The organism is bacterium (assembly GCA_035559435.1).
Taxonomy (GTDB): Bacteria; Zixibacteria; MSB-5A5; order WJJR01; family WJJR01; genus JACQFV01.
The window spans coordinates 48,506-57,619 of the sequence record DATMBC010000031.1; the positions used below are offsets into that span (position 1 = coordinate 48,506).

The following is a 9,114-nucleotide window of genomic DNA, read 5'->3' on the forward strand; positions in this document are numbered from 1 at the left end:
GGTCCCTCCCCGCCGACAATCACCTTGTCTGGGCGCACGCCGCGTCCTATGATCGACGGCGTCCGGGAGGCGGCCATGCGTGTCGTTCGCCAGTCATCATTGGCTCCGTTGCGGGGCCGGAAAATCTGCATCATCGGGTTCGGTTCGCAGGGACGCGCCCAGGCCCTGAATCTGCGCGACGCGGGCTTTGCGCCGCTGATTGCCCTGCCGCCGTCCAGCCGCAGCCGTCAACGCGCGCGACGCGATCGTTTCCCGGTCGCGACTGTCGCGGAGGGGACGGCCCATTCCGACATCCTCTTCATGCTGGCGCCGGACCACCTGCATGGGCGCATTTTTGATCGGGAGATTGCGCCGCATCTGCGCGCCGGGCAGACTTTGGTGTTCGCCCATGCCTCCTCGGTGCATTTCGGAGAGGTTGTCGCGCCGCCCACGGTCGATGTTGTGCTGGTGGCGCCGTTGGGCCCGGGAAAGCGGTTGCGCGAGCTGCGCGCACGGCATGACGGCGTCGCCTGTTTTGTCGCCGTCCATCGCGATGCCTCCGGGAAGGCCCGCGCGCGCGCGCTGGCGCTGGCGCGGGGCATCGGCTGTCTGCCGGCGGGCGCGATTGCGACGACCTTCGCCGAGGAGGCGGTCGGCGACCTGTTCGGCGAGCAGGCGGTGCTCTGCGGCGGACTGTCGGCGCTGCTGCAGGCCGGCGTGGACACGCTTGTCCGTCATGGCCTGAAACCGGAACACGCGTACCTCGAATGCGTCTATCAACTCGATCTGATTGTGGACCTGGTCAAAAGCGAGGGCCTGCGGGGGATGCTGACGCAGATCTCGCCGACGGCCGCCTACGGGGCGCATGAGGCCGGTCCACGGATCATCACCACCGCGACGCGGCGGCAGATGGATCGGTTGTATCGCGAGATTACCGACGGCCGGTTCATGGCGCGCTGGGTGGCGCGCGCGCAACGATCGGAGCTGCCGGCGCCGCGTGTCTCGCGCGCGTTTCAGCGCGGCGAGGATGCCGTGCGGCGCGCCTTTGCCGTCAAGAACCGGGGCCGCCGGTAGATTGATGCGACGCCTGGCCATCCTCATCGCTTTCCTCGCGGCGGCCTTTGGCATCAGCACCGATGCCTCTGCGGGCACCGCGGTTTCCTTCTACGCCGTCGACTCGATTCGCGCCGCCACCCTGGCCGGCATCGACCTGTCGGCCAACGATCGATTCGCGTCGGCCGATTCAATTTTTGCCTGGCTCATGGACGCGTATCCGGAATCCCCGATGGGACCGCTTTTTCGCGCTGGCAACATTCAGGCGCGGATGATCGATGCCGAATCGAACGACGAACGCGAATCCTTTCTGACGCTGGTCGCCGAAGCCGAACGCCGGTCGGACGCGCTCATCAAGTCGGGTGGCGCCGACGCCGAAACGGAGTTTGCCCTGGGGGTAGCGGCGGGATACCGGGCCGTGCATGAGTCGCGCTGGGGCGGCTGGTTTTCCGCGCTCAAACAGGGTCTGCGCGCCAAGAAGCACTTCCAGCAAGCATTGCGGATCGACAGCACCCTTTGCGATGCCCTGCTGGGTCTGGGCACCTACCTCTACTGGAAATCCGTCAAAACCGACTGGATCAACTGGCTGCCGCTGGTGCCCGACTCGCGCCGTCGCGGGATGGACCATCTGGCGCGGGCGTCCCATTGTGGCATCTTTGCGCGCGCGGCGGCGCGGGCCGCGCTGGCCGGCGCCTTGATCAAGGACGAGCGCTACAACGAAGCGATCGCGCATGCGGACACACTGCGGCAGGAACACTCGCAGGGCAAGACCGCCTGGTGGATCAAGGGACGGGCGCTCCTGGCAATGTATGAATGGGACAGGGCACAAAGCGCGTTCGATTCCCTGGAGGCCCGCATCCGCGCGCAGGGACCGGGAAATTATTTCAACCTGATCGAGTGCGCCTACTATCGCGCGCAATGCCACTGGGGCGCGGGGCGGTACCGTGAAGCGCAGTCGGAGTGCGGCCGGGCACTGACCTATCCCGCCGATGAGGAGGTGCGCAAACGCCAGGAAGGCAAATTGGACGAGCTGCGGCGTATGCAGAGGCGACTGGCGAAGATGCTGGCGCCGTGAACGGCGGCGCTGCTATGGCCGCGGGCGGGCGATCAAGATCATGCCCGGCGCGACCGGCAATGTCAGATACTCGCTCGCCCACGCCGAGAGCGTGTAGTACAACCGCAGAAGCCGGCCCTGACCGCGTTTTCCCTTCTCCCGCCAGATCAGCCGCGTCGGCTCAAACCCCGCCTTTTGCAGCAGGAGCGCCATCCCCTCCGGACTGAAGTTGCACTTGGCGTCACCGAACCGATCGCGCCCGATCGCCACTCCCGCCACGCGCAACCAGTCGAGCAGCCAGACCCGGTTGGTGACCCGGATGATCAGTCGGCCGTCCGGACTGATAATGCGCCGGATCGCACCCAGCGCCGCCGGCGGATCGTTAAAGTAATAGAGACTGTCGATCGCAAAGATGACATCGAAGGGGGCGGCGACGGCCGTGGGCACGGTCTCATGCACAACCAGCCCGCGCGCCGTCATCCGCGCGCGCAGGGTCTCCACAATCTCGACGCCTTCGCCTCGCGCGCCATCGGCGAGCAGCCGGTCGAGGAGGTGGCCGTAGGCGGCGCCGACATCCAGGACACGCAATCCATGGAGGGAGCGGCCGATGGCTGCCTCGGCCAGCGACTGGAGATAGGCGAAAAAGCCGGCGCGGCAATCGCGCAGACGGGCTTCCGCCTGCGGATCGGTGTAACTGGCGACCTCGAAATGCCCGCGCAGCCGCGGGTCATCCAGGTTGATGTCGCGCGTGTAGGTACCGCAAAAGCGGCAGCGCCACAGGGACGTATCGATTTCGCCCGATTTCAGGTAGAAGGGGATCACTCCGGCCGGATCATCGGCCACACCGCCGCAGGCACCGCAGGGAATTCCAGCAGATTGCGTCACGATCAGCGCGGCTCTCCGATCTGCACATCGACATCGTCCCATCCGGCCGATTGCCGCAACGCCTCGCGGATGTAATCGCCATCGAAGGGACCATAGACCTTGGAGGCGCCCCACAGACAGAGGCGGCGGGTCGCCCGGTCCCACTGGAAACGTCCCCCGCCACGCACCGCCCAGCCGGGCGTGCCGAAACGGACTTCCTCGCCCGACGGCAGCGAGATACTGGACATCTCGGCGCGGCGGCGGCTGAACCGCTGAACGATGTGCGCGTGATATTCTGTCAATTCGATGGGAGACAGGACAATGAACTCCTCCTGCGGGCCGGCGATGTGCACGAACTTCCCCTCGCAGACCCGCGGTGTGGTTCCCCCCAACCGGGCTTCGTAGTATTCCGGATTGTAATCCTCGACAATCATGCGGCGGCCATCTCCCCGGGCAGGCATCCCCCGGTGTCGGAATTATAATGAATTCGGGAATGAGAAGTTGTCTGCGCTGTAATGTCGGGCATGGAGAACGCGGGTCGTGGATTCGGGGCCTGCAAGCGCAGAGCGACGATTGACTTGCGGCAGGAATTGTGCGCTCTTTGGACCGGAGGAATGCGCAAAGCGGCAGGGACGCGATGAGAACTTGGCGGTGGCTGGCGGCGGCGGGAGTGGCAATCGGGCTTTTGACAGCCGGTTGCAGTGATGAAGAACGGGGGACAGGCGATACCACTCCGCCGTCGCCGGTCACGGATCTGGTGGTCGGGCGTCCGCTCGGCAACTCCCTGACAGCAGCGTGGACCGCCCCCGGCGACGACTCCACCATCGGCCAGGCGACATACTACGACCTGCGATACTCGCAAGAGCCCATTACCGAAGACAACTGGGATCGGGCGACACGGCACAACGACATTGGCGCACCTTTCGAGTCGGGCGTCTACTCCGGTTGTCAGGTGGACAAACTGGCGGCATCCACCCGGTACTACTTCGCAATCCGTACGGGCGACGAAGCGGGCAATTGGTCGGGGTTGTCGAATGTCGGCACCGGCGTGACGGCGGGATTCTCGGACTCTATTCCACCGGCGGCGATCGCTGACTTGACGGTCGACTCGACATCCTCATCGACGGTCACGTTGTCGTGGACCGCGCCGGGGGACGACGGAATGGCGGGGAAAGCGTCGGTCTACGATGCGCGCTTCTCGGTGTTGCCGATCACCTCCGAGGTCGACTGGCAGTTTTCGGCGCGGCTGGTCGGAGAACCATCGCCTTCGACGCCGGGCACAACGCAATCGCTGGTGGTGACCGGACTGATTCCCGACCGTCAGTTCCATTTTGCCATCCGGGCCGGCGACGAGATCATTAACTGGTCCGGGCTGGCCGGCGAGGTGGTTGCGCGCACGGCGCCGGCCGAATCGACGCCGCCGGCGACCATCACCGACCTCACCGTGGGCCTGGTCACGCTCACCTCGGTGCAACTGATTTGGACGGCCCCCGGCGATGACGGCGACATCGGCCGCGCCACGACCTACGATATTCGATTCAACAACTATGCGATCACCGACTCGAACTGGAACAGCAGCAGTTATGTGCTCAACGAGCCGCAACCGGCTGATGCCGGTTCGGTGCAGACCATGACCGTCTCCGGGCTGGAGTCGTTCCGTCTCTACAACTTCGCGATCAAGACCGCCGACGAGATTCCGAACTGGTCGAGGGTGTCGAATTCGGTGGCGGTGGTCACCAACGGCGGCATGGGGTTGGAGGACACGCTGCCGCCGGCGCGCATCACCGATTTGGCGGTGGTGGCGGCCACGGCGACGGCGCTGACGCTGCGCTGGCGCTGCGTCGGCGATGACAACAACTACGGCAACGCGATCGAACACGATCTGCGGTACGCCACCGACTCGATCACCGAACAATCGTGGGCGACCGCGACGCGTGTGCCCGATGTCGATCCGCCGCGCAACGCCGGTTACGTGATCACGATGGACGTGCGGAATCTCCGGCCGGGCACGACCTACTACTTCGCCATCAAAACCGGCGACGAGGTTCCCAATTGGGCGCCCCTGTCGAACGTGACGCACGGCACCACCTTGCCCGAACGCTGAGCCCCACAAATCGAGTGTGAAGCAGAGAGGCGCCGATAAAGTCCATCGGCGCCTCTTGCTTGAAGGCATTGGCGGTCAAATCACGCTGGGGATTTGCGAGCCGCAGACTTGCACCGAAGGAGACTTGGCGAACACCTCGGGTGGCACCGACGGCCCCTGGGACGCGCAGTGGGCGTTGAAGGCGGCAATCAGGTCAACGGCGACGGCGCGGGCGTCGCGGCCCTCGATCATATGACGCGGCATGTTGTAAACCAAACGGCCGTCTTTGAAGAGAAAAAACGACGGCGACGACGGGGGCTCCTGCGGAAAGTAACCGCGGGCCTTGGCCGTGGCCGCCGGATCCTGACCGGCGAAGACGGTATAGAGCCGGTCGGGAATGATTTTGTTCTGCAGCGCCAGCGCCACGCCAGGGCGAGCGTTGCCCGCCGCGCACCCGCAGACCGAATTCACCACCAGAAGCATCGTGCCGGCCGTCTTTGCGAACGCCTCGTCAACCTCTTCGGGTGTTTTCAATTCCCTGATCCCGACAAAGGTCAGTTCCTCGCGCATGGCCTGCAGGATGCGTTGAATGTCCTGGGGTGAGTAAAGCGGCGTCATCGCCATTGGCTTCTTCCTCCTTCACGGGACGTGTTGCCACATCCGGGCTACGAAAGCGTCTGTAACCGATCGAGCAATCCGCGGATCTGGATCACGGCGGCCTCGGGGTTGTCGATGGACAGTTCCTTTTCGATGGACGGCTGGATGCTCTGGCCCAGTTCGGCAAGCAACCGCGCAAGTTCGTCGGCTTCCAGCGCGCCCTGTTGATGCGCCGCGGCCGCGCCGGCGACCTGCTGGAGCAGCGCTTTTCCGCGCTCCAGGTCGATCTCCACGTTCGAGCGGGCTTCGTGCAGAAGCCCGTGGATTTCGCTCAGTATGGCGCCAACCGCCGGATTGTGCACCGCCATGAGATCAGCCCCCAGTCGGGTCACCAAATTCCCAATTTATCTTTGATTTCATCGGAGGCCATGGTGCGCGGGTCCCAAGGCGGATCCCAGACGACGCGGACATCGGCGGTTTCAACGCCCGGAAGACTGGCGACCGCGAAACGGACGTCGTTGACCATCTGCGGCCCATAGGGACAGCCGGGACTGGTCAGACTCATCCGCACCTCGACATGTTTGCCGTCATCCTCGATATCCACGCCATACACCAAGCCGAGGTCGACAATCCCCAGGTGCAATTCCGGGTCTTTGACCTCTTTGAGCGCTTCCATCACGATGTCTTGTGTGATCAGCATATCATCTCACATCCCTATCAGGCCGATCGTTCCATCTCAATCCTCGGTGACCGTGACGCCCTTCGAGTCGGCGGCGCCGGAAAGCGCGTCCAGCAACGTCATCCAGGCCAGCAGGGCGCACTTGACGCGCACGGGGAAGTTTTTGACCCCTTCGAGCGCGTCGAGGTCGCCGATGTCGACATCTTTGGGCGCCGGGCCGCCGTGCATCATGGCGCGAAACGATTCCGCCAGATGCCGCGCCTGGTCCTTCGTCAGCCCCGGAACCAGTTCGGCCAGCATCGACCCCGAGGCAACCGAGATGGCGCACCCCTTGGTCTCGACGGCGACGTCTTCAATCGTGTCGCCCTGCAACTTCAGCGACAAGGTGAGCCGGTCGCCGCAGACGGGGTTGTGCCCCTGACGCGACAGATCGACGCGATCGAGCGGATGACGGCCGCGCGGGGAACGGAAATGGTCGAGGACGGTATCGCGGTAAAGCGACCCCAGCTCGACATCGTCACGGTGGATCGGATCCGACATGAGATGTATCCGTCGTCGGCGACGGGGGCTCTAACCCCGTCCCATAAACTTGCGCGCCGCCAGAATTCCGGTCACGAGCGCATCGACATCCGCGCGCGTGTTGTAGATATAGAAGCTGGCGCGGGCGGTGGCGGTCTGTCCCAGCCGCTCCAGCAGTGGTTGAGCGCAATGATGGCCGGCGCGGATGGCGATGCCACGACGGTCGAGAATCGTCGCCAGATCGTGCGGGTGGATTTCCGGATCGTTGAAGGCGATCACGCCGGCGCGTAGCTGCGGATCGGCCGGGCCATAGATTTCGAGGCCCTCGATGCGGCGCATCTGCTCGAGCGCGTAGCCGGTCAAATCGATTTCATGCCGCCGGACATTGTCCATGCCGAGCGCGGTCAGATAATCGAGCGCCGCGCCGAAACCGATGACATCGGCGATGTTCGGTGTGCCCGCCTCGAATTTCCACGGCAATTCGTTCCAGGTTGCGCCGGTAAATGTCACCGAGCGGATCATGTCGCCGCCGCCGAGCACCGGCTCCATCCTTTCCAGCAGCGCGCGGCGTCCGTAGAGAACGCCGACCCCGGTCGGGCCGAGCATCTTGTGCGACGAGAGCGCGAGGAAGTCGACGTCGAGCGCCTGCACGTCGATCGGGCAGTGCGGCGCGCCCTGGGCGGCGTCGATGACGACCACCGCGCCGGCGCGGCGCGCGCGCGCGGCGATGTCGGCCACCGGGTTGATCGTGCCCAGGACATTCGAGGTGTGCGTGACCGCCACCAGGCGGGTGCGCACGGTGAAGCGTTCCTCCCACTGTTCCATCGCCAGAGTGCCATCGGGACGGATCGGCAGATAGCGAATCACCGCCCCGGTGCGCCTGGCGAGGAGAAACCACGGCACCAGATTGCTGTGGTGTTCCATCTCCGACAGCAGAATCTCATCGCCGGCCTTGAGATTGGCCGCGCCCCAGGATTGCGCCACCAGGTTGATCGATTCGGTGGCGTTGCGGGTGAAGATGATCTCGTCGGCGGACTCGGCATTGATGAACCGGGCGGTCTGGGCCCGGGCGCCCTCGTAGAGGTCGGTCGCCTGCGCCGAGAGGGCATAGACGCCACGGTGGACGTTGGCGTTGGTGAAGCGGTAAAAGTTGACCAGCGCGTCGATGACCGCCTGCGGTTTCTGCGACGTGGCGGCGCTGTCGAGATAGACCAGCGGGCTGCCGTGGATCTCGCGCGACGTGATCGGAAAGTCGGCGCGAATCCGCGCGCTGTCCAGCGGCGCGGACCGATCCGCGGCGACGGTCGCTTGAGTGCTGATCGCGGGATTCATCGGTCTCCCCCTAGAGTTCCACCTGGATCTCGTCGCCCTCGACACGAGACTTGTACGCCTTCACCGGAAACGCGGCCGGCATACGCAGCACCGCGCCGGTGCGGACATCGAAGCGGGCGCCATGACGCGGGCATTCAATCGCGTGGCCGTGCAGCGTTCCCTCCCCGAGCGGGCCGTCATCGTGCGTGCAACGGTCATCGATGACATGGATCGTGCCGTCCACGTTGCACAACGCGAGACGCCGGCCGTTGACGGTGACCACTTTCGCCCGCCCCGACGGCACCTCGGAGAGCTTACCGACCGTGATGTAGTTATCCATGTTGTTCCCGCCCTTCGAGGCGCGCGAGGACGATGTTCTCGATGCGGTCGCGCATGACCGGCGGAACCTGGTCGAGAATCGGCGCGACGAAGCCGGCCACGATCAGGTGGACGGCATCGTCCTTGCCGATGCCGCGCGACATGAGATAGAAGATTTCCTGCGGATCGATTTTGCCGACGGTGGCGCCGTGGGTGCAGCGCACCTCGTTGTTCATGATCTCCAGTTCCGGAATCGACTCGGCCTTGGCCTCGGGCGAGAGCACCAGGTTGCGATTCTCCTGGTAGGCCTCGCAGTAGTCGGCGCGCTCGTCGATGCGGATCAGCCCGGTGTAGACCGAGTTGGCCCGGTCGCGCAGGGCGACCTTGAAATGCAGATCGCTGCGCGTGTGGCCGGATTCATGCAAATGCACGGTGTGGTGATCGAAATGCTGCGCCCGATCGCCGATTGCCAGCCCGTACATGTTGCTTTCGGCGCCCTTGCCGGCCAGAATCGCGCCGGCGTCGACTTTCACCTTGGCGCCGCCGACGGTGGTGAAGACGGTGTCGAGACGGGCGTCCTGATCCAGGCGGGCGCGCGAGGTCAGGTAGGAGACGGTCCGGCTGTTCCAGTTCTGCACCGCGCTGTAGTGGCAGCGG

General features: G+C 64.9%; 12 protein-coding genes. 3 read left to right on the plus strand and 9 right to left on the minus strand.

The features are described 5' to 3' along the window. The first annotated feature begins 75 nt into the window (after positions 1-75). Entirely contained in the window at positions 76-1,053 is a 978-nt protein-coding gene (ilvC, locus tag VNN55_03735) for a ketol-acid reductoisomerase (protein ID HWO56659.1), read from the plus strand. A 4-nt stretch (positions 1,054-1,057) separates the two neighbouring features. Then, a complete protein-coding gene (locus VNN55_03740; GenBank protein ID HWO56660.1) occupies positions 1,058-2,107 on the plus strand; it encodes a hypothetical protein in 1,050 nt (349 codons plus the stop codon). 12 nt (positions 2,108-2,119) lie between these two features. On the opposite strand, the gene VNN55_03745 is transcribed toward VNN55_03740, so the two are convergent. Together VNN55_03745 and VNN55_03750 are read right to left on the minus strand one after the other, a co-directional pair. Next, entirely contained in the window at positions 2,120-2,971 is an 852-nt protein-coding gene (locus VNN55_03745) for a class I SAM-dependent methyltransferase (protein HWO56661.1), read from the minus strand. 2 nt (positions 2,972-2,973) lie between these two features. Then, positions 2,974-3,384: a hypothetical protein gene (locus VNN55_03750; GenBank protein ID HWO56662.1), complete on the minus strand. Its 411-nt coding sequence runs from the start codon at positions 3,382-3,384 to the stop codon at positions 2,974-2,976. A gap of 203 nt (positions 3,385-3,587) precedes the next feature. On the opposite strand from VNN55_03750, the gene VNN55_03755 reads away from it, so the two are divergent. Continuing rightward, positions 3,588-5,054, plus strand: a complete 1,467-nt coding sequence (locus VNN55_03755; protein HWO56663.1) for a fibronectin type III domain-containing protein — start codon at positions 3,588-3,590, stop codon at positions 5,052-5,054. 75 nt (positions 5,055-5,129) lie between these two features. Here VNN55_03755 and VNN55_03760 read toward each other — a convergent pair whose 3' ends face one another. The 7 genes from VNN55_03760 to VNN55_03790 all read right to left on the minus strand — a co-directional run. Beyond that, entirely contained in the window at positions 5,130-5,657 is a 528-nt protein-coding gene (locus VNN55_03760) for a BrxA/BrxB family bacilliredoxin (protein HWO56664.1), read from the minus strand. Positions 5,658-5,698: 41 nt separating this feature from the next. Next, on the minus strand, positions 5,699-5,998 hold the full coding sequence (locus VNN55_03765; protein HWO56665.1) for a hypothetical protein: 300 nt from the start codon (positions 5,996-5,998) through the stop codon (positions 5,699-5,701). Between the two features lie 20 nt (positions 5,999-6,018). Next, the gene (locus tag VNN55_03770; GenBank protein ID HWO56666.1) at positions 6,019-6,330 is read right to left on the minus strand and encodes a metal-sulfur cluster assembly factor; all 312 of its coding nucleotides are present in this window, start codon (positions 6,328-6,330) and stop codon (positions 6,019-6,021) included. 36 nt (positions 6,331-6,366) lie between these two features. Next, positions 6,367-6,849 (minus strand): SUF system NifU family Fe-S cluster assembly protein, encoded by a 483-nt coding sequence (locus VNN55_03775; protein HWO56667.1) that lies wholly within the window; start codon positions 6,847-6,849, stop codon positions 6,367-6,369. Positions 6,850-6,879: 30 nt separating this feature from the next. Then, a complete protein-coding gene (locus VNN55_03780) occupies positions 6,880-8,160 on the minus strand; it encodes a cysteine desulfurase (GenBank protein ID HWO56668.1) in 1,281 nt (426 codons plus the stop codon). Positions 8,161-8,170: 10 nt separating this feature from the next. Continuing rightward, positions 8,171-8,479, minus strand: a complete 309-nt coding sequence (locus VNN55_03785) for a non-heme iron oxygenase ferredoxin subunit (protein ID HWO56669.1) — start codon at positions 8,477-8,479, stop codon at positions 8,171-8,173. Further along, positions 8,472-9,114 (minus strand): SufD family Fe-S cluster assembly protein (locus tag VNN55_03790; GenBank protein ID HWO56670.1); only part of this gene is annotated, 643 nt, incomplete at its 5' end. The genes VNN55_03790 and VNN55_03785, both read right to left, overlap by 8 nt.

What these genes read in the sequence shown, in the direction of transcription:
- ilvC (HWO56659.1), top strand. Translation starts at nt 76, where the DNA reads ATGCGTGTCGTTCGCCAGTCATCATTGGCTCCGTTGCGGGGCCGGAAA.
- VNN55_03740 (HWO56660.1), top strand. Translation starts at nt 1,058, where the DNA reads ATGCGACGCCTGGCCATCCTCATCGCTTTCCTCGCGGCGGCCTTTGGC.
- VNN55_03750 (HWO56662.1), bottom strand. Translation starts at nt 3,384, where the DNA reads ATGATTGTCGAGGATTACAATCCGGAATACTACGAAGCCCGGTTGGGG.
- VNN55_03755 (HWO56663.1), top strand. Translation starts at nt 3,588, where the DNA reads ATGAGAACTTGGCGGTGGCTGGCGGCGGCGGGAGTGGCAATCGGGCTT.
- VNN55_03760 (HWO56664.1), bottom strand. Translation starts at nt 5,657, where the DNA reads ATGGCGATGACGCCGCTTTACTCACCCCAGGACATTCAACGCATCCTG.
- VNN55_03765 (HWO56665.1), bottom strand. Translation starts at nt 5,998, where the DNA reads ATGGCGGTGCACAATCCGGCGGTTGGCGCCATACTGAGCGAAATCCAC.
- VNN55_03770 (HWO56666.1), bottom strand. Translation starts at nt 6,330, where the DNA reads ATGCTGATCACACAAGACATCGTGATGGAAGCGCTCAAAGAGGTCAAA.
- VNN55_03775 (HWO56667.1), bottom strand. Translation starts at nt 6,849, where the DNA reads ATGTCGGATCCGATCCACCGTGACGATGTCGAGCTGGGGTCGCTTTAC.
- VNN55_03780 (HWO56668.1), bottom strand. Translation starts at nt 8,160, where the DNA reads ATGAATCCCGCGATCAGCACTCAAGCGACCGTCGCCGCGGATCGGTCC.
- VNN55_03785 (HWO56669.1), bottom strand. Translation starts at nt 8,479, where the DNA reads ATGGATAACTACATCACGGTCGGTAAGCTCTCCGAGGTGCCGTCGGGG.